The sequence below is a fragment of the Paenibacillus endoradicis genome (assembly GCF_024721975.1).
The window spans coordinates 533624-553606 of sequence record NZ_JANQBB010000001.1 but is presented as its reverse complement, the minus strand read 5'-3'; the positions used below and the strand labels follow the sequence as shown (position 1 = coordinate 553606).

The 19983-nt window shown below is 39.4% G+C and carries 17 protein-coding genes and 1 pseudogene; 6 read left to right on the top strand and 12 right to left on the bottom strand.

All coding sequences use genetic code 11. The features are described 5' to 3' along the window. Positions 1–38: 38 nt before the first annotated feature. The gene (locus tag NV377_RS25865) at positions 39–188 is read left to right on the top strand and encodes an S-layer homology domain-containing protein (RefSeq protein WP_373425798.1); all 150 of its coding nucleotides are present in this window, start codon (positions 39–41) and stop codon (positions 186–188) included. Positions 189–217: 29 nt separating this feature from the next. Here the strand turns inward: NV377_RS25865 and NV377_RS02415 are convergent, their stop codons facing one another. Further along, positions 218–751 (bottom strand): hypothetical protein, encoded by a 534-nt coding sequence (locus tag NV377_RS02415; RefSeq protein ID WP_258199573.1) that lies wholly within the window; start codon positions 749–751, stop codon positions 218–220. A gap of 267 nt (positions 752–1018) precedes the next feature. Beyond that, a complete protein-coding gene (locus NV377_RS02410) occupies positions 1019–2362 on the bottom strand; it encodes an FAD-binding oxidoreductase (protein WP_258199572.1) in 1344 nt (447 codons plus the stop codon). 337 nt (positions 2363–2699) lie between these two features. Here NV377_RS02410 and NV377_RS02405 point away from each other — a divergent pair, with 337 nt between their 5' ends. Together NV377_RS02405 and NV377_RS02400 are read left to right on the top strand one after the other, a co-directional pair. Next, on the top strand, positions 2700–3302 hold the full coding sequence (locus tag NV377_RS02405) for a TetR/AcrR family transcriptional regulator (protein ID WP_258199571.1): 603 nt from the start codon (positions 2700–2702) through the stop codon (positions 3300–3302). 172 nt (positions 3303–3474) lie between these two features. Beyond that, positions 3475–3891 carry a VOC family protein gene (locus NV377_RS02400; protein WP_258199570.1) on the top strand — a complete coding sequence of 139 codons (417 nt, stop codon included), beginning with the start codon at positions 3475–3477 and terminating at the stop codon, positions 3889–3891. Positions 3892–3999: 108 nt separating this feature from the next. Here NV377_RS02400 and NV377_RS02395 read toward each other — a convergent pair whose 3' ends face one another. From NV377_RS02395 to NV377_RS02380, 4 genes are read right to left on the bottom strand one after another with little or no spacing between them, the layout of a single operon-like run. After that, complete coding sequence (locus NV377_RS02395; protein WP_258199569.1) at positions 4000–4371, bottom strand: response regulator; 372 nt, start codon at positions 4369–4371, stop codon at positions 4000–4002. Continuing rightward, positions 4361–6109 carry an ATP-binding response regulator gene (locus tag NV377_RS02390; RefSeq protein WP_258199568.1) on the bottom strand — a complete coding sequence of 583 codons (1749 nt, stop codon included), beginning with the start codon at positions 6107–6109 and terminating at the stop codon, positions 4361–4363. Before NV377_RS02390 ends, NV377_RS02395 begins: the two co-directional genes overlap by 11 nt. A gap of 8 nt (positions 6110–6117) precedes the next feature. Continuing rightward, the gene (locus tag NV377_RS02385; RefSeq protein ID WP_258199567.1) at positions 6118–6657 is read right to left on the bottom strand and encodes a heme NO-binding domain-containing protein; all 540 of its coding nucleotides are present in this window, start codon (positions 6655–6657) and stop codon (positions 6118–6120) included. Between the two features lie 26 nt (positions 6658–6683). After that, complete coding sequence (locus NV377_RS02380) at positions 6684–7727, bottom strand: HD domain-containing phosphohydrolase (protein ID WP_258199566.1); 1044 nt, start codon at positions 7725–7727, stop codon at positions 6684–6686. Between the two features lie 411 nt (positions 7728–8138). Here NV377_RS02380 and NV377_RS02375 point away from each other — a divergent pair, with 411 nt between their 5' ends. Genes NV377_RS02375 through pgmB form a run of 3 tightly spaced genes read left to right on the top strand, consistent with a single transcriptional unit; the run spans position 8139 to position 13392 of the window. Then, positions 8139–10436 (top strand): glycoside hydrolase family 65 protein, encoded by a 2298-nt coding sequence (locus NV377_RS02375; protein ID WP_258199565.1) that lies wholly within the window; start codon positions 8139–8141, stop codon positions 10434–10436. 3 nt (positions 10437–10439) lie between these two features. Continuing rightward, positions 10440–12710, top strand: coding sequence for a glycosyl hydrolase family 65 domain-containing protein (locus NV377_RS02370; protein WP_258199564.1), 2271 nt, complete (start codon positions 10440–10442; stop codon positions 12708–12710). A 46-nt stretch (positions 12711–12756) separates the two neighbouring features. After that, the gene (pgmB, locus tag NV377_RS02365) at positions 12757–13392 is read left to right on the top strand and encodes a beta-phosphoglucomutase (RefSeq protein ID WP_258199563.1); all 636 of its coding nucleotides are present in this window, start codon (positions 12757–12759) and stop codon (positions 13390–13392) included. A gap of 152 nt (positions 13393–13544) precedes the next feature. Here the strand turns inward: pgmB and NV377_RS02360 are convergent, their stop codons facing one another. From NV377_RS02360 to NV377_RS02335, 6 genes and pseudogenes are all read right to left on the bottom strand, one after another. Then, a complete protein-coding gene (locus NV377_RS02360) occupies positions 13545–15629 on the bottom strand; it encodes an alpha/beta hydrolase fold domain-containing protein (RefSeq protein ID WP_258199562.1) in 2085 nt (694 codons plus the stop codon). Between the two features lie 355 nt (positions 15630–15984). Next, positions 15985–16827 (bottom strand): DNA alkylation repair protein, encoded by an 843-nt coding sequence (locus NV377_RS02355; RefSeq protein WP_258199561.1) that lies wholly within the window; start codon positions 16825–16827, stop codon positions 15985–15987. 129 nt (positions 16828–16956) lie between these two features. Further along, complete coding sequence (locus tag NV377_RS02350) at positions 16957–17640, bottom strand: Crp/Fnr family transcriptional regulator (protein WP_258199560.1); 684 nt, start codon at positions 17638–17640, stop codon at positions 16957–16959. Positions 17641–17914: 274 nt separating this feature from the next. Further along, positions 17915–18223 carry a VOC family protein gene (locus tag NV377_RS02345; RefSeq protein ID WP_258199559.1) on the bottom strand — a complete coding sequence of 103 codons (309 nt, stop codon included), beginning with the start codon at positions 18221–18223 and terminating at the stop codon, positions 17915–17917. A gap of 356 nt (positions 18224–18579) precedes the next feature. Then, on the bottom strand, positions 18580–19011 hold the full coding sequence (locus NV377_RS02340; protein ID WP_258200343.1) for a GNAT family N-acetyltransferase: 432 nt from the start codon (positions 19009–19011) through the stop codon (positions 18580–18582). Positions 19012–19638: 627 nt separating this feature from the next. Then, positions 19639–19734, bottom strand: a pseudogene (locus NV377_RS02335) (DUF4303 domain-containing protein); the annotation flags it as partial. Positions 19735–19983: the final 249 nt, after the last annotated feature.

The following is a 19983-nucleotide window of genomic DNA, read 5'->3' as shown; positions in this document are numbered from 1 at the left end:
AAGCTGTCGAGAAATTTTCGACAGCTTTTTTATGTCTAATCCACCTTTTTTCCTCGCACTTCGAAAAAGCCGGTATTATGAACGGATATAATGATGGTACATTTAAACCAGAAGATAAGCTAAGTCGTGAAGAATTGGCTACCTTACTTGACAGAACATTCGGCCTATTTGTTGCAAGATTCTTATAGCAAAAAGAGAGGTTCTCAGCCTCTCTTTTCTAATTCACAAAATACCGAACTAAACCTAGCATTGCGAATCCGAACAGAATAGTTCCTGACCCAATTCCTGTTATCGCACTGCTAGCAACGTGAAGTTTGGGTGCGACGATAACCGCAAGGATTGATACTGCAACCAAAAGTGCAGCTAGCACATACAAGCTAGGATCATTAAAAACAGTAACCAAACCTATAAAATGAATACCTACCACAAAAGCAATCCAAGGTGCAATATAGTCTTTTGCTTTTTTCCTAATAAGTAAGAAAGCCCCTACTCCAGCCACAATAAATTCGATATATACAGTAATCAAATACATCGTAAATGAAGAATTATTAGATAAGACTGACAGTTCGTTCCAATGTTTAATACTTAAATAAACACCTAATAAGCAGACGAGAAGTGCAATTCCTGAAGCGATGCCAATATATATGCGCCAGCTGGCCTTTGGCCTCTCCTGCGCCCAACCGAACCAACAAAAGCTAAACATTCCAAAAATCGCTGCATACATCGTATAGTCACGAATATAGTCCATCATAATCCTCCAATCAAATAAGATGTGATCTTATAAAGGTTTTTACATATTATAGCATTTATTCAATTGTGTGTAGCCTACCTTCGACTTTTATTCTAAGTAAGCAATTTTTCAAATGCCATAACTCATCAAGGAAATATCGATGAATCCTTTACTCCGATGTAAATTGCAGAAGGATGTCGTCAGTAAACGTTGTATTAAGTGTAACATCCAAATAAAATGAAAAAAGCATCCTCTCGGGATGCGGTTTCCATTTTGGTAAAGCTCTTGCTATTTGCGAGCCGGAGTGATACTTTGGGGATTTTGAAACACATTTCCAGGATCATATTTCGCTTTTATTCTTCGTAATCTAGGATAGTTCGCTCCATAGTAAACGGGACCGGAATTTTTAATTCCTTGGTCTGGAACGTTTATATATGACCCTACAATAAAAGGATCTAACTTCCGGCGTGTATTACGAACTATCGCGATATTTTTAGCTGCCTCGGCTTGATTGATCCATGAGCTATTCCACTCTACATAAAATTTCGCTTTGCGCCAGTAGAATGCAGTTGATCTAGGTAATACACGACTTACAGCTCCACCCCAGTTAAGGAAGAAGAATCCTGCCCCTCCCTCTACATTCTCTAAAAATTTACGCATTGACTTAATCGCCTTATTGGGGAACGGTTTTCTAGCGAAACCGGAAGAGAACTGATTACTGGTCCTTTGAGTAAGCACTGGATCGGGAGGTAATAAAAAGTTCACTGCCTCAGTATATGGTAACAACCGTATTAATTTATTAGTGGGGGTTCCTACACAAGTAACGGGCTTTAATAAACGGATTGCTTCAGACTTCGATCCGAGAAATAGCCCTTCCATTGTGACATTTCCACCCTTTTTCGGACCAATTGATAATTCACTACCTAGTTTGTCATTAACGAAAGGGGCCCATTTTTGCCATGCTTTGAGTACCTTTTCGAATTGATTCCATGGCCAAGTGATTCGATATACTGTAGCCTCCGCTGGAGCACGATGAACTTTAAATTTATACTTTGTATATACTCCGAAGTTTCCGCCGCCACCCCCGCGGGAAGCCCATAGTAGATCAGCGTTACATTTTTTGTTGGCACGAATAACTTTTCCCTTTGCGTTAACCATCTCTACTTCGAGAAGATTATCGCTGATGAGACCAATCGAACGTTGGAGTGGTCCGATTCCCCCACCGAGTGTAATTCCACCGATCCCAACAGAGGGACTATCACCAAATGGAGCTATAAAGCCTTGCTTTGCAAGCGTCTTTGCGATTCTTCCAACTCTATTGCCTGTCTGGACAATAACCGTTCCTTGTTTTTTATTAAGTTTAATTTTTTTCATATTACTTACATCGATTACTATTCCACTGTTAACTTGTGAAAGATTAACTTCTAAAGAATGCCTTCCACTCCTTGGACGAATAGGAACATTATTTTCTCGGGCCCATTTTATTGCGTTCGCCACATCTTGTGTTCTTTGTGCAAAAACAAATACTTTGGGGTATTTATCTGTATGTGGATCCCAATTTTTACGTGCCGATTCATAACCTGAATCACCTTTAAAGATAACTCGCCCAGTAAGCCTCGTTTTTGATTTCACTGATCATATCTTCCTTTCGGCAAATGTCTACACCTTAATCAAATTAAGGCACCCTCTATCGTATGAAGGACATTTGTGTTAGGAATGGACTAATGTACTGAAGTTAGTCATATTCAACAAAAAACAAAATTTTGGAGGTCTATCAGGAATCAATAGCAAAATTTTTAAGAACCCATCGTTATGCGGTTTACTTATGGCAGAGCCTAGAGATACTTATCTTTTCGATTACTTATAAGAAGCACGAATGATAACATCAATACGTCAACATGACTAACTTGACTCATAGTAAATTACATAATATAGTTTGTTTACAATACATCATAATGGAGATGAAAACTTGGGTGAGATTCGAAATGCGGAACGTACGCGCAAAAAAATACTTGATGCTGCAAGAGAAGAGTTTTTCTCGAAAGGCTTCTCTGCCACTCGAATAGAATCGATCGCTACAAGAGCGAATGTCAAAAAACAACTGTTATATCATTACTTTAAGGGAAAAGATGATATCTTCGAAGCAGTAATGGATATCTTATATTCCGAGCATCAGCCTATCGCCTTACAAACGCCAACAAATCCTGCCCTACTAGCAGGACATCGTTTAAAAGTAAACATAGATTACAGATTGGATTTTCAAAGATTCACAGCTTGGGAGGCGCTTGAAGACCAACCAAAAAATCCTCAAAGAGAAACAATTAGAAAGCATGTTTTGCAATCCTACGTCGAAGATATAAAAGCTAAAAAAGAAGTTGGACTTGTTCCCGAAGATTTAGATCCTGCTTTACTCACCTTAGCAATTACTAGTTTAACGACATACCCACTGGTCTTTGCAGATGCAACAAAGATGATAACTGGAATGTCTCCTACCGATAAAGACTTTCAAGAAAAATGGATGGCTTTCCTTACACAGATTAGCGAAAAAATATTTCAGAAATCAGCCGAGTAAAACATATCTCTGCTCTGGTCCGGAGACCGAGTCCTCACACTCGGTCTTTTTTTGATTCTATTAGAACTTATAATCAAACGTTACTTGACATTTGGTAAGTTAAATAATATGCTCAATCCAATAACTTTATTTTACATTTTTAAAGTTATAATAATCGAAGAGGTGATTCGAAATGGCATTCCAACCGAGTAAAACTTTTATTAACATGCCTGTTAAGGATTTGAAGAAAACGATGGATTTCTTCAAACAAATTGGATTCGAGTTCAACATGCAGTTCACAGACGAGAATGCAACGAGCATGATTATCAATGACAATACCTTTGCCATGTTGCTTGTGGAACCATTTTTTCAATCGTTCACCAACAAGGAACTTGTCGATGCAACGAAATCGACAGAGATGCTCATAGCTTTATCCGTTGATAACCGTGCCGAAGTTGATGAGATCGTGAACAAAGCTCTTGCTGCCGGGGGAACACCGTCAAATGATGCGCAGGACTATGGTCATATGTACAGTTGGAGCTTCCAAGATATTAACGGGCATATATGGGAAGTCTTTCATATGGAAGATCCGGAAAATCACCAAGCATAATCCTTCTCTTACATATATGAGCACTTGCCATTATGTGACGTTAAATAATAGTTTAGTCATTAGTGCAACAAAACTCCCTCTTGCTGAGCAAGAAGGAGTTTTGTTGTGCTATGTTCTCTTCAACCACATGTGCATCTTATCTAGCAACCGATTAAATTCAATAGGTTTCGTATCAAAATCATCACAGCCTGCTTGAAATGCTTTTTCTCGATCACTGGACATCGCATGAGCAGTTAACGCTATTACAGGGATATGTTTCGTATCATTTGATTGTTTCAACAAACTTGTAGCGTCCCATCCATCCATCACGGGTAAGCTCATATCCATTAGGATGAGATCTGGTGACTCCGAATTAGCCATTTCAATGCCTTGCTGTCCATCAACAGCGATAATTACCTGATAACCCTTACGTAATAATCGACGAGACAACATATCTCGGTTCATTTCATTATCTTCAACTAAAAGTATCTTACTTTTCATATGTTCCCTCATCTAAAGAAACTATCCCTTTATTCTTTTTGGATTGCTCTATATTCGTGCTTACAATTAGCTGACGAACTTCATGTAGTAAAGCGCCTCGTTGCAGATTACCTTTTTGGACTATATTTTTAACAAATCCATTTAACCGTAGCCTATCATCTTCAGTTATATTTTTAGCGGTAATAACGACGATCGGGATAGTACACCATTCTTCTCGTTTCCGTAACTCTGTAATGAACTCAAACCCGTCCATCTTAGGCATCATTAAATCAAGTAGAATTAATTGTGGTTTCGCTCGAGAGACGCATTGCAGAGCATGCTGACCATTGCTTGCACTCGTCACACGATAGCCTTCTTTTTCTAGCATTTTAGTCATCATTTGACTTGTTGGTATATCATCCTCAATAACCAACACAGAATGTGATCGCTGCTCATCAATATATTTGTCTAACACAGCTATTAATTTTTCCCGAAAAATAGGTTTGATCAAAAATTCTGACGCTCCTAATGCATAACCCAAATTTTTATCATCAGTCATCGATATCATTACTACCGGAATGTTAGCAATTTCTGGATCGTTCTTAATTGTCGTTAATACGTTCCATCCATCCATTCCTGGCATTAACACATCTAAGGATATAATAGTCGGATTCAATTCCTTTGCTAGACGAACACCTTCTTGTCCATCTTTAGCTATAACCACTGTCCATTCTTCTTTCCCTAGATAATGATGCATTAACTGATGCATATCAGGATCATCATCAACAACCAACACGGTGCGAGAACTCATCGACTTCATAACGTTAATTTCGTCTGACAATAACTCGCTTCTTCCAGCAGATGCGTTCTCTAGCTGAGGGAGCCAGATGGTGAACGTTGTACCCTCGCCATACTCACTCGATACAGTAATTTTACCGTTCATAATTTGGCAAAGTTTTTGACTGATCGCCAATCCTAGTCCAGTACCACCGTATTTCTTCGTCGTAGATGAATCTGCTTGTTTGAAGGATTGAAATAATTGGTCAATTTGTTCATTCGTCATACCAATTCCTGTATCTTTAACTTGAAACTCAACCCCTTGTTTGCCATCTTGGACATTATAGGAAGCTGAGAACCAGATCATTCCTTCTTTAGTGAACTTACTTGCGTTACTAAGCACGTTAACAAGAATCTGTCTAAGTTTCGTAATATCTGTCAAAATAAATCCCTCAGGAAAATCAACTTCAATCCGATTTTTGTTTGCTTCGGTTAAGGGATAGACAGTTGTTACGATTTCATGGATCATATTAGAAATATCACACTCTTCGACATAAAGCTCCATTTTACCCGCTTCAATCTTGGACAGATCTAGAATATCATTAATGAGCACTAGTAGATGCTTACCTGAAGTATTAATTTTATCAAGATCCGATGCAAAGTTAACTTCACCGAGCTCATCAGCTTCTTCTTTCAACATTTCACTATAACCAATAATTGCATTAAGTGGAGTTCGAAGCTCGTGACTCATATTAGCGAGAAATTGGCTTTTTATCTGATTGGCTTCGACTGCTTCATCACGCGCTTTTGATAATTCTATCGTTCGCTCTTTAACTAATTCCTCTAGCTGATCGTTTAGTTTTCGCAAGTCTTGATTCACATAATAAATTTCTCTAGTTTTTTGCTCCGCAATTTGCTCGGCTGCTTTACGAGCCTTTTTTTCACGCTCAAGTTGTCTACGAAGAACTTCAATTTCGTCCATCAGCAATCTCACTCCATTTTCTTTAATACAAAACGAGTTGCATTGTCATCAGAAAGATCTTCGCGCTTAATATCTATTTTCTCACCATAGTGGGCGATACTTCCGATAATTAGACCTTCTGCTAGATCGGCAAATGGTCTAGAAGATCGATAAGTCATAATAAGTGTTCCATCTATCGAATTATCATATTGAAAAGCAGGTAACTCTGCATCGGAATATAATTTGCGAACTTCTACATGAATGTAACTATCTACTTTTTGTAAAAACTCAAATACCGAGTTGTTTTCTTCCAGAAAATAAGCATGCATTTCTAATAGCTGACCAAAAAGATATTCTCCAAATGTTCGTACTAAGTCTGGTACAGGTATGTTTGTCCGTTCACCGAGTTCTACTACTAGCTTAATCATTTCATTATGATCGTAAGTACCGACTGTCGTGTAACTACCACCTGATGGCAACTCTGACGCTTCAATGATTTCATCTACTATTTTAAGTGAAAATTTGCTTTCTACCATTTCTAAAAATGATGTAAATATCATTCCTTTCATATCTAACACCTTCCAATCATGAAATATTATTGAACAACGTTGCTATGAATGACACTCATAAAAGCGGTAACTACTTTGGGATCAAAATGTGCTCCATTCTGTTTCTCAATTTCCGCTAATGCTTCTTCTTTAGTCCAGGCTCTTTTGTAAGGTCGTTCATGGGTTAGTGCATCATAAAAATCAGCTAAAGCAACGATTCGACCAGGCAGAGGAATCTCCTCCCCACTTAACCCATTCGGGTATCCACTGCCATCCCATTTTTCATGATGTGTGAGTGCAATCGTCTTAGCCCATTGCAAAACTGGAAACGAGCTACCATCAAGAATATTCGCTCCGATTCTCGTATGCATTTTCATTTGTTCAAACTCCTCGGGAGTAAACCTACCTGGCTTCAATAATACCCCATCAGGAATTCCAATTTTCCCTATATCATGCAAGGGCGTAGCTTGCTCAATGAGATTCACTTCTTCCGCAGATAATGCTAGAGCAGCTCCGATTTCCTTAGCCAAACGTGCTACTCTCTGCGTATGTTGTCCCGTCTCATCATCCCGATATTCCGAGGTTCGTCCCAACACTTGAAGGATTTCATACTTCGCTTGTTTTAATTCCTTAGTCCGCTCGAGAACTCTCGCTTCCAAGTGTTGATTATAATCATGGAGCTGCAAATGGTAATATCTTGTTCTCAATAAATTTTGAATGCGCAACATTACTTCTGTTCGGTCAAATGGCTTTGTAAGGAAATCATTAGCACCCTCATGAAGTGCTTTTTGCCTCGATTCTTGCGTAACATCTGCTGTGAGAATTAATACTGGAAGATAGTCTCCTTCCTTTTTCAGTCTCTTCAGTTGGTTCAAAGCTGTAAATCCATCCATTTCTGGCATATGTAAATCCAACAATATAATATCCGGTTGAAACTCGTTGTAGAGTGCCTCTAACTGTTGCGGCTCTGTAGTGCTTGATACATTGAGGTAACCAGCACGTCGTAGTATACGTTCCAAAAGACTAACATTGTAGTCTTGGTCATCGACGATTAGAAATTTAGCATTTTTTATCCACAGCTCATCCATCATTTTGCCTCACTCTATCTATGTATATATTTACTGTTCTACCATTAACTCTAAACTACTTTTTACACTTTTCGACAAATCCCGCTGAAATCCTTTTCCTGCAAATATCTTTATTGGATAGAGATTTCAGGTAGCATCGAAAAAAGCCCAAACATTGTTTTACATCCTTAGAATTAGGTAGATTCCTCTTTTCAATTGTCTAATGAACCGCGTTAATTTTTCCCTCTTTATCATTGTATTACTGCGACAAGTTATCGTAGTTGTAAATACTTACCTTAAACACAGTATAAACGCACATAAAATGATTAGAGTTGAACATTTCATAAGGGCTTGGTATGAACTAATCTGAAAGTATATCTTTTCATGATTTTTGTTTATCTAAAATACTAAGAGCATTTAAGGGAGTGAATAATAATGGCAAAAGTAGCAGATAAGTATCTCGTTGTAGATACATGGAAGGTCATTGAAGAAGGCTTTGATCCTACTCGTAACCGTGTATCTGAATCGATCTTCTCATTAGGAAATGAATATATGGGCGTACGCGCTTATCCAGAGGAAGGCTATAGCGGGGATTCTTTATTAGGTAGTTATTTCAATGGATTATTTGAGGAGAGCAAAGTGCCTGCCCATTATAAAGGCATTATTGGTTTTTTGCGTTTTATGGTCAATTCAGTCGATTGGCTATACACAAGAATTAATGTGGACGGCGAAGCTTTAGATCTCGCAACCAGTACATTTAGTAATTTTAGAAGAGAGCTGGACTTTAAGCGTGGTACTTATGAACGCAGTTTAGTGTGGCATTTACCGAACGGCAAGCAGCTAGAAATAACATTTGAGCGTTTTGTAAGTATGGATGTTTCTAATTTGGGCTGTCAGCGCATTATTTTCAAACCTCTTAACTTCTCTGGTGAAGTTACGGTAAGAACAGGTCTTGATTTCTCTATCATCCATGAAGATCAAGGTCGCAGCTTCTGGGAGAGTGTTAAGCAAGGGCAAATCGATGGAGTTACAGCCATTCTTTGTGAAACAGTATATACGAAAAACCGCCTCTTCTCTGCCTTTACCATTGATGTACCTCACGCTGTGGAAACTAAGCCTATTGCAGGAGATCTCTTCATTGGACAGGATGTAACAATCAAGCTAACTCAAGGCGAAGCATCCACCTTTGATAAATTTGTATACAACTATGCAGAAAAGGAGTTATCTATTTGGCATGATGATTTGTGGAATACGGCTCTTGAACAAGCGCAGTCTTATGTTGATGCTAGCTATGAGTCATTGGCTCGGCAGCAAGCAAGCTACTGGGAAAAGGTATGGACCGAATCTGATATCGTTATCGATGGGGATCCCGACAATCAGCAGGGCATTCGCTTCTGTATTTTTAATTTGTATCAAACGTATCATGGTGATAACCCTGGCTTCAACATTGGTGCGAAAGGACTAACAGGTGAAGCTTATCGAGGGTTGGCATTTTGGGATACAGAATCATATTGCCTGCCATTTTATATATTCAATAATCCAAAAGCAGCGAAAAGCTTACTAGAATTCCGTTACCAATCACTACCTCACGCCCTCGAGCGTGCAAAGGAATTGGACTGTCAAGGTGCATTTTATCCAATTGCTACAATTGACGGTACAGAAAGCTGCGATCTATGGCAGCACTCCAATCTACAGCTTCATGTAGGAACGGCTGTCGCCTACGGCATCCGTCACTATGTCAACATTACAGGAGATACTGAATTTCTGTATGAAAAAGGTTTAGAAATGCTGATCCAAATTAGTCGTTTGTATGCTACTCGTGGACAATGGGGACAACAGACAGCTCTATACGGCTATTTCGGTGTAATGGGACCCGATGAATTCCAACTTATGGTTAACAACAATTGCTACATTAATTTAATGGCGAAAAAGCTATTCGAATATACACTAGAAACGATTGATAACATGTCTAAACATTCAAGCGAAGCATTAATAGCATTAGCAGAACGCCTTTCTTTAACAGATGATGAACAAGCTGACTGGAGCAAAAAAGCAGCACTTATGAAAATTCCTAAAGATAACGTATCGGGTATTTATGAAGAGCATGATGGCTTCTTTGATATGCCTCACCTTGATATTCACTCTATTCCAGTTGCCGAATTCCCTTTGTATTCACACTGGTCCTACGACCGCTTGTATCGCTACGACATGATTAAGCAACCTGACGTACTGATGTTTATGTTCCTATACAGTGGAGATTATTCAGTAGCTGAAAAACTCGCCAACTATGAATACTATGAATCTCGTTGTATTCATGAATCCTCTCTATCTCCATCCATTCACTCTATTATCGCTGCTGAAATTGGAAAGGATGAAGAGGCCTATCAGTTCTTTGAATTTGCCACACGGTTAGATCTAGATAATTACAATCGCAATACACGCGAAGGTTTGCATACAACCTCTATTGCAGCAGCATGGATGAACATTGTATATGGCTTTGGGGGTATGCGCTCCGATGGCGATCATCTTGTATTACAACCAACGATTCCTGCTCGTTGGAATCGTTACAGCTTCCCTATTTCATATAAGGGATCTAAGTTACTTGTCGAGGTCAATAAGGATGGCGCTACGTTTAAGACGATTTCTGGCGAGGCTGTTGCCATTACCATTTATGGTCAAGAGTACAACGTTGGGGAAAAGGCGCTTGAGATCAGCCTTGTAAAGGTGGGATAAGCGATGAACTGGATCATTAAGGAAAATGACTTTAATAAGGAGCGTATTATAGCCAATAGTAATAAATATATGATCGGTAATGGTTACATGGGCTATCGGGGTACGTTGGAGGAATTCGATAAGACCCAATTGACAGCGACAACATTAGCTGGTGTCTACGATAGATTTCAAGACAAGTGGCGTGAGCCTGTTAATGCCCCTAACGGCTTAGCGACGAACATTTACTGTGATGGTGTGGAGCTTAGTACTCTATCGGCTACAGTTATTCATCATACGCAGCAATTGGATTATTTTCATGGTGTACATGAACGCTCTACAACTTTTCAATTTGCTGAGGACCATACCGTTACATTAATAACTAGACGTTTCTGTAGTGCGTCTCGCCTCCACCTTCTCGTCAACAAAATAGAATTGCGATCAAACAAAGCGGCAGAATTCGTTATTCGTACAGGTATTGACGGTGACGTATGGGATATCAATGGTCCGCATCTTGAACAACTGAATGCAAGTGTAACTGAGAATATACTGCAGTTAGATGCTCTTACCCATGAGCTAAAGCATACGATCTCTGTTGCAGAAGCAATCAATGTAACATTTTGCGAGCAAAAGTCGGTTCCACATGAATATGGAGTTTATCGGGAAATCAAGCTGAATACCGAAGCTAATGAGAGCTACTCCTTCCACAAGTATGTAGCCGTATTTACGAGCTTAGATGGTGTGCATAATTGTTCCGTTGCAGCCTATGCTGAGAGCAAGGAAGCATTAGTAACTGGCTATGAGGCATTACTGGAGGAACATAAGCAAGTTTGGCGTGAAAAGTGGAACGTCAGTGATGTCAAAATTAATGGAGATAAAGAGGCGCAGGAAGCATTAAGATACAGCATGTATCAACTGCATATTATTGCCCCAGGTCATTCCGAGAGATTATCTATTCCTGCTCGTGGATTATCTGGCCAAGTGTATAAGGGGGCCGTATTTTGGGACACTGAAATGTTCATGCTGCCCTTCTTCCTCTATACTCAGCCTAAAATCGCTCGTAATTTGATGATGTATCGGGTTCATACATTAGATGGAGCAAGAAAAAAAGCTGCCGAGTATGGCTATGAAGGAGCATTTTTCGCTTGGGAAAGTCAGGAAACCGGCGACGATGCTTGCACATTATTTAACGTTAACGATGTATTTACAGGACGTCCGATGCGTACGTATTTCCGAGATAAACAAGTGCATATTAGTGCTGATGTTGCGCATGGTATATGGCAATATTACACATTCACAGGAGACCACAGCATTTTAACCGATGGTGGTGCAGAAGTAATCTGGGAATGTGCCCGCTTCTTCTACTCCTATGCGTATTATAACAGTCGTAAGAAGCGCTACGAGATATTAGATGTCACTGGGCCTGATGAATATCATGAGCGTGTAGGTAATAATGCTTTTACTAACAACATGGTCAAAAGAACCGTTAATATTGCCCTTGAAGCTATGGAAACGTTGAAAATCAACGATTATCCCCAATATGAAAAATTAATTGCAGGTAGTGAAACTACACTTGCACAGCTATATCATATGAATAACAACCTATATGTCCCTTCACCATATGAAGAAAGCTTATTGATAGAGCAATTTGATCGTTACTTTACACTTGAGGATGTCACGCTTCCCGAGCTTAAATCACGCATTTTGAACAAAAATGAATATCTTGGTGGTGGAAATGGTCTTGCAACAACAACCCAAATTTTGAAGCAAGCTGATGTTATCCTTATGCTGCATCTTTTCAAGGATCAATATGATCATGCGACCAAGCAAGCGAACTGGACCCACTATGAGCCACGTACAGAGCATGGCTCAAGCTTAAGCTCTTGTATTTACGCAATGGTTGCTACTGATGTCGGTTCGCCAAACTGGGCTTACCCTTATTTCCTTCGTACAGCAACAATTGATTTGACTGGTGAATCTAAGCAGTATGTTGGTGATCTATACATCGGTGGAACACATCCTGCTGCCAATGGCGGCGCTTGGATGGCCACTGTACTTGGCTTTGCTGGCGTACACTTTAACGGTCAGCGAGTACAGATTAAGCCTTCCCTGCCAGAGCAATGGAATTCAATCCGATTCCCATTATTGCTTAAAGGACAATTATTCCAAGTAACAGTGGATAGCAAAGCTGTTGTCATTACGCCACAAGGAGATCATTCTCACCCTATTGCATTTGAGATTAACGAGCAATTGCATAATGTAGAGGCTGGTCAAGAGCTGCGAGTAGAGCTTTCATAATTGAACCAATCAAGCAACTATTTATGATCCGAAGGAGAGAAACGACATGTTGGAACATATGAAGGGTGCCATCTTCGATCTAGATGGCGTTATCGTGGATACAGCAAAATACCATTTCCTCGCTTGGCAATCTTTAGCTCGTCGATTAGGATTTGAATTTACAGGGGCAGATAATGAGCGCTTAAAGGGAGTTAGCCGTGTTGAATCTTTACGTATTCTGCTGGAAATTGGTAGTGTCAAGGTAGATCAGCAGGTCTTTAATGAAATGGCTGAAAGTAAAAACAACGAGTACGTAGAATATATTAAGAGGCTTCAGCCAGAAGAAATTTTACCTGGAGCAAAGACTTATTTACAACAATTGAGAAGCAAAGGAATTAAAATTGCTCTTGGCTCAGCTAGTAAAAATGCAGAGTTTATACTTGATAAGCTAGAAATAGCTGACCTTTTTGATGCTATCATTGATGGTAATAAAGTATCTAAAGCCAAACCAGACCCTGAGGTATTCGTTATGGCAAGCGTTTCTCTTGGTCTTGATCCAAAAGACTGCGTCGTATTTGAAGATGCAGAAGCTGGCGTACAGGCAGGAAAGGCTGCTGGCTCAAAGGTTGTTGGCATAGGCAGTCAGCATATATTGAAGGAAGCTGACTTTGTTATTGCAGGTTTGTATGAGTTAGTAGGCTAACTTTGGAAAAGAAGTTAGTTAGATTTAGAATGAAAGATGCTTCGAGTCTCACTACCATGTGAGGCTCGAAGCATCTTTTGTTGGATCGTTCAAGTTGAATTCCTTCACATTTGTTTTAGAGTACATCTAGCATCTAATTCCTTCAAGTCCTGTCATTCGACCAAATACATATCCCCAAAGGCATTAATATCCTTGGCAGAGCCTATGCCACTGTTGTATTCTAGCCACCCTCTGCGCCTCTCACCATTATTGTCATTGACAAGCATCGAAAATTTAAGCTTCATTCCTTGCTTCACCCCTGTAGTGTCGTTGCTCAGTTCCCCCCAAGGGATTGCAATTTCGTAGTTGGTTTTGGAATCTGTACGAACCACCGCATACTGAAGTTCTAAATCATCACCCATATCGAATCCCATTGGGGCCATCCAGCGCCACTTGTATAAAGCTCCATCATCTCCTAGAGCCACACCAATTTCATGAGACTCAGATGGAACTGTACCATCTGAGTTAGCAATGCCTATACCGATCTGGATACTGTCCCCACTCCATATCGCATCACCTGATGCAGACTGGGCATGCTTATCATCCAAAACTTCTACCGCAAGGTAAAGGTTGTTCGAGTCCCATGACATATAGCCCGTGGCGCTAATATCCTGCCCACTTCTCCATCCAACAATTTTAACATCCTTCACATCAAAGCGAGCCTGATCACTCCACTCTGACAAGTTACCGTCAAGTTGGACGGACGGACTGAACTTTGGCAACAGAAGTACGTTGAATGAATCCTCCTTAGTCTGTAATAATGTGCCCGCTTCATTAAAAGCTTTTAGTGTGCGCTCTCCTCGTGCAAGCTCAGGAATGTCAAGTTGGATGCTTTCCCCTGGTTTCAGAGCTTCAATTGACGAAGTATAATTGCCTTTGGTGAATTGTTCTGTCTCATAAGCGGCCTCCACTAAGCCACTGAAATTATTCGTTGATCGATTCGTAATTTTCATGTGCGTGCTTATCGCCTTGTTAGATTCATCATAAAATGTCTCATAATGCACATCCAGTGGGTCGATTACATTTACATTTACAGCAAAGCCTCTCGCCAAGACACCCTCCATATCCGAAGAGACGAATAGTGAGTGATTTCCACGCTTCAAATCTTCTGTGACTTGTATCTGAACTGCATCGGCTTCTTCGCTAATGAACAGCCATCCCTCTGGCAAAGAGATATTGAGCTGCTCCTTTAAACGGTTTCTGTAGTCTTCGGGTAACTTGATTTCAAAGGCATCGCCAGAAGCAACTGACATCCCAGAGTTTTCAGGTAGTTTTGCAAGATCGCTATTATTCATCACATTCCATAGGAAATGTGATGTCGTCTCAATGACTTCATTATAGTATTTTTCATTTTTGTAATCATGTCCGACATCCTCCATCGTGAGAAAATTATAATAAATTCCTTTCCTATTTAATTGCTCGGCCACTTTAACACTTTTATAGTACGGCACCATTGTGTCTATTGTTCCATGAATGATAAGAACCGGCGGCAGCTCGCTGTTCGGGATTACCGTCAGATCACCGCCATATATATCCACAATGGCAATAATAGACTTAACGGTGGACGGATCTGTAATTAGATATTGATTGACAAAGTTCATTGAAAGATGACCTCCGGCCGAATCACCGCCAATAACAATATGACTGGCATCCATACCGTAACGATCTGCGTTGTCGTTGATCCAATGGATTACATCACTTATATCCTCGCAAGCGTCAGTAAGCGTGCGATTGAAATTGATAAATGGATTATTTTTCAACCTATAATCGATGGATAGTACGGTATATCCTCGACTCGCCAGTTCCGTTGAAAAGTCACCTGTGTCAGATTTATTCCCCCCTGTATAGCCTCCACCGTGAACGTAAATAAATATTGGTCGTTGCTCATTATTGTCTTCGACTGGCTGATACAGATCGAATTTAAGCAGTTCTTCAACATCCGTCTCGTTTTTCTTGTTCGCATACAGAATATCTTTTGTCACTGTGACTTCATAAGCCGGAGTCAAGTATTGGACCAAATCTCGTCCGTTATTAACAGTAACATTGATAATTGCTGCATTAGTAGTAACGGTATCCTCGGTTACTACTGCTTTTTCTTGATTTTCAGAATTGCTCTCATTACCAAGAGCATTCATCAACATCCAGCAACCTATAACGATTAGTAGAATTGCAAAAACGGAAATAACCCATCGCTTCACTATAACAACCTCCTTAAAAAGTATTATTGCATGACGCACACCTGGATTCTAATTACTAGAATCCGCGAACAGTAATATAATTCCATTCGCAAATTCATTATAAAATCATATAAGTGTTTAACAAACATGCATTGCTACGTGAATGATGTTTGTTATTACGCACTTCTTAAGTCGGCCACAGTAACCAACACTATACTTTTACCTAGTTGAAATAGTGAATTTTACTCAACTCACATTAAAAATCATCAAAAAAACGCCAGTCATCAGAAATTCATTCCTTGGCGTTTATTCTTCTTATGAGTTCCAAACTAAGCTCTTTCCCCTCAAATTTTCATATTGCACCTTATCTACCGATTCACTTCACTATACTTCTTTGCGCTCGAGTGACAATCCGCTTTGTCTCCTTTGTATCCGAGATTTTCAACCACTGCTCACAGATTTGCTTTACCCACTCTGGCCTCGTCTTGCTAGCATCATTCAACCAATTACTTACTGAATCTTGAACATATTTTGCTGGATCAGACTTAACCGATTGAAGAAGCGTGAGTGCTATCATTGGATTTTCTTTCAGAGCAGTAATATGTTTGGCCCATACACCTTGCGGACGGGTCAATTCGATAGCAAATCTTCGAATGTTCACATCCTCTTCAAACACCCAATCATCTAAGTAGCGAATGGTTTCTATTAAATTATTAATAGTATCCTCCCTTAATGCCATCCAAGCTATCTCGCGTACACCAAAATGATCATCTGCGGCAAACGGACGTATATTTACTAATTTATCATGTAAGCTCATTCGTTGATTCTGACCTATAATGTAAGCAGCCCAACAGCGGACACTATCCGAAAGATGTTGAGATAGCGCTGCGTAAAGTCTGATACTATCTACTTCTGATTTACTATCTAATAATATTTGCCATTCACGAGCAATTGCAGGTATTATTTTCATCACTTTCTTTTCGGATAGATTGTTCAGCCTTTGAATAACGGCTGCCGACTCCTTTTCTAACCCTAATTCATCTACAATATTTTGAAGTAGAGTCATATGATCAACAGCAATCCATTCCGTCAAATTGACTGTCTGTAATTGCCCTTTCTGTAGCAGTTCTATCACTTCACTTGGAATCTCGCTTATCTTTCGAGCACCTTTCCTAATTAATAAATCATTCGAGATTACAAGTAAATTTTGTTTATTCATCGAAATCTTCATTTCACATACAAATTTAAGGTTTTATTAAGTACCTATCCCTTGGTATGTTACTGTACTCTCGATAAATAAGATGTAATGTGCTTCACAACTCTCTACAAAAGATTACATCAACTACTCTTAAGTTATATTTGTTGCTAAAATATTTTCTCGATCTACATGTATCGTCTTAAAACCTGTTTTAATAAGCTCTTCTTTAACAAGTTCCTGTAATGCCATCGTAACAGTTTCTCTACTTACACCTATCATATTGGCAATTTCTTGATGGGAAAGCGGAACACTTATTTTGCAGTAATTATCATCACTCTTCTCCCCATGTTCATCAGCTAGCTTCATAAGAATGAACAAAATTTTATTATGCAGATTACCAAGTGCTAGATTCTCGGTTAACCGACTCATACTTTTGATACGTTCGCTCAGTACGTTCAATAGTGACAACATAAATCGCGGTCGATTACAAATGAACTCTTCAAATCTATTAGAATCAATGTGACAAATATGACTCTCTTCTATTGTTTCAATATAATGTTCTCTAGTTCCAAATGAGATCATGTCTAGTTCACCAAATACATTACCTTCATTAATAATATCCGATGTAAATTGCTTCCCTTCCACATTCACTTTGTATAAGCGAACCTTCCCTTTTTTTACAAAAAATAACCGTTCAGAAAACGTTTCTGGCGTTTGAATAAATGTATGTTTCGGGACAACCGTTATTACAGTTAATTGTTCCATCTCAATCAGATCATCTGTATCTAGCGCTTTAAGTAAATTAAATTGTGATAAGTAATGAATGTTATCCATTGTTCCCCCTGCTTACCTTTACTTTTGTAGGCTTAATTGATAGTGGTCTAGTTACATTTATTATAAAGGTTTATCGTCCAGTATGAATGGAAATTAAAGGGAAATAATCGTGGCGTACCATCTAAGTGATTTAATTAGATGCATGGCTTTTCTGATTATGGGTAAGTGATGCCAAATGAATCCTTAAAATACAATTTATTTTATCTCAAAAAAAAACCGCTCAGAAACCGAGCGTTTGTTGGTTGTTCTCGTTATTACGTTCTTTTCTCTTATATTAATTCAATCTGTGCACCATTTCATACTTATTGCCGCAAGGGTCTTCAAAATAAACGGCATAATAGCTCGGACTAATCGGGAATAACGCGGGGCCGCTGTTAATAGTTCCTCCATATTGTTTTACAACTTCCGCAATATGATCTACCTCTGAACGATCATTTCCCCAAAAACCGATTAAGTTACTGCTTGGCTTATGCTCAGCATCTTCTGTTATAGCAAAATATGAAACGCTAGGAAGATCTCCTTGCGCGGCGAATACTTTCCATCGCTCCGAATGATATGTATTCGTAAACCCAAGTTCATACATTAATTTTTCATAAAACAGACTTACTTCGTGCCAACAATTCACCTTAGATCGATATGACTAAATCTGCTCATTGTGTAACCTCCCAGCTTTTTTGGATGTACGTTACGTCTACTATTTCTATGTGCGTCAAATATATGTAATATTATTCTATACTACCCTAATAAATCCTCTTCATAAAGTGTGACCAGTTACATTACTATTCCAATTCACCACTTCCTCCACAGCTATATTTCCACTCTAAAGAAAATGAGGGTATCTCTAAGCCATTTGCATAGCTCTTGAGATACCCTCATATTTATGATACTCGGTATTACTTATTAATATATGAATTATTGATTCATGTGTCCCACATCGCCCTACTGAGCACCATCAGGTGTGTACACCATACAATACTGCTCAAGTGAACTATTCTGTAATGGAATAACTTTAACCATACAGAACTTATAATGTTCATACATTGGTATATTACTCGGTGTCTGTGTCTCTAACGAACATAAGTACTTCTTATCTTGGCACTCGTCTAGTAATGGTTTAATAATCTTTGAGACGAAACCTTGTCCACGATAGCGTTGCTGCACGACAAGCATATCCAAATGCATATATTTCTGATCCCCGAGCATCGATAACCATGAGGAACTCATATTCAATAAAATAGATAGTCCTCTAATGAAACCTCGCACACCAATGATTTTGCAAATCGGTAAAGACTTTATGATCGCTAGTCCAATCTGTTTCATGTAATTAACGTTCGAGAGTAACGTTCCCGTCTGACGCTCCGAATGGAACACCAATGCGACAGCTTCATAGTTATCTGACGTCGTTAGCAAGTCCGAATAAGGATAAAGCATTTCAATATAACGATGGAAAAATATATTCAGTACGCGCAGTCTTGTTGTTTCATCAGGTAAAATATGTTGATAAAGCGGGTCATCCTGTGCAAATGCTTCTGCCAGAACAGCAGCCGCTCTAGCAATGTCATCCCGATGAATTTTTAGTAATGTACTACAAATAGTTCCACCTCATTTAATAGTGTTGAAATTATGCTAGTTGACTGAAAAAGCCATACAAGATTATTATAACTTCTACCGTCAACTACATACAATGACAACGACTAAACATTGCACGATCAAGCTACAGATTTGCGGTAGCAAGTGTTCATCAAGAGTGCTGCCATCGTGATTTCCGTTTCTGTGATCATTAAACCGGAATATTGTAGACGGTTAGAGATCCCGAAAGCGGATGCTTCTACTCCCCTGCTTCCGCCAACCATACTTGCATGCTAGAGATTCCGCCCGATTCAAACGTAGGGCAATTTCGATATTGATCTCATCCCCGAAACAACAATAGGGCAAATCGGCATAGAACCATTTGATGAGTTCCGCTATCGTCGATCCCGGTGTATTACTTTCGTCTCCTTATCTGGCCGATTCCATCTCCAAAGCTTCCCATGACCAGGCGGAGATGCTTGGTGCATGTCCCTCGCCAGTAGTATATAGCGTACAGTAATAATAACTTTCGCCATTTAAAGTTTGTCACTGTCCGGCACGAACAAGTCCATTCTTTGGGGAAACCGGCTTTCCCACCATTCCTCGGCTGTATTCAGTCTATGTATGTAAAGAAGATCGCAGTCGTAATACTATATCCGGCGGTCATCACTGGCTCCTCGGTAAACTGGGACAGCGTTTTGCTGATCTCCTTCACCGTACCCCATACAAAATAATCGTGGAGCACGCTGATTCAGTTCTCATTGCTTTGCTTAC

Excerpts from the sequence above, each read along its gene's own strand:
- NV377_RS02415 (WP_258199573.1), bottom strand. The coding sequence starts at position 751 with ATGATGGACTATATTCGTGACTATACGATGTATGCAGCGATTTTTGGA.
- NV377_RS02400 (WP_258199570.1), top strand. The coding sequence starts at position 3,475 with ATGGCATTCCAACCGAGTAAAACTTTTATTAACATGCCTGTTAAGGAT.
- NV377_RS02395 (WP_258199569.1), bottom strand. The coding sequence starts at position 4,371 with ATGAAAAGTAAGATACTTTTAGTTGAAGATAATGAAATGAACCGAGAT.
- NV377_RS02390 (WP_258199568.1), bottom strand. The coding sequence starts at position 6,109 with ATGGACGAAATTGAAGTTCTTCGTAGACAACTTGAGCGTGAAAAAAAG.
- NV377_RS02385 (WP_258199567.1), bottom strand. The coding sequence starts at position 6,657 with ATGAAAGGAATGATATTTACATCATTTTTAGAAATGGTAGAAAGCAAA.
- NV377_RS02380 (WP_258199566.1), bottom strand. The coding sequence starts at position 7,727 with ATGATGGATGAGCTGTGGATAAAAAATGCTAAATTTCTAATCGTCGAT.
- NV377_RS02375 (WP_258199565.1), top strand. The coding sequence starts at position 8,139 with ATGGCAAAAGTAGCAGATAAGTATCTCGTTGTAGATACATGGAAGGTC.
- NV377_RS02370 (WP_258199564.1), top strand. The coding sequence starts at position 10,440 with ATGAACTGGATCATTAAGGAAAATGACTTTAATAAGGAGCGTATTATA.
- pgmB (WP_258199563.1), top strand. The coding sequence starts at position 12,757 with ATGTTGGAACATATGAAGGGTGCCATCTTCGATCTAGATGGCGTTATC.
- NV377_RS02355 (WP_258199561.1), bottom strand. The coding sequence starts at position 16,827 with ATGAATAAACAAAATTTACTTGTAATCTCGAATGATTTATTAATTAGG.
- NV377_RS02350 (WP_258199560.1), bottom strand. The coding sequence starts at position 17,640 with ATGGATAACATTCATTACTTATCACAATTTAATTTACTTAAAGCGCTA.
- NV377_RS02345 (WP_258199559.1), bottom strand. The coding sequence starts at position 18,223 with ATGTATGAACTTGGGTTTACGAATACATATCATTCGGAGCGATGGAAA.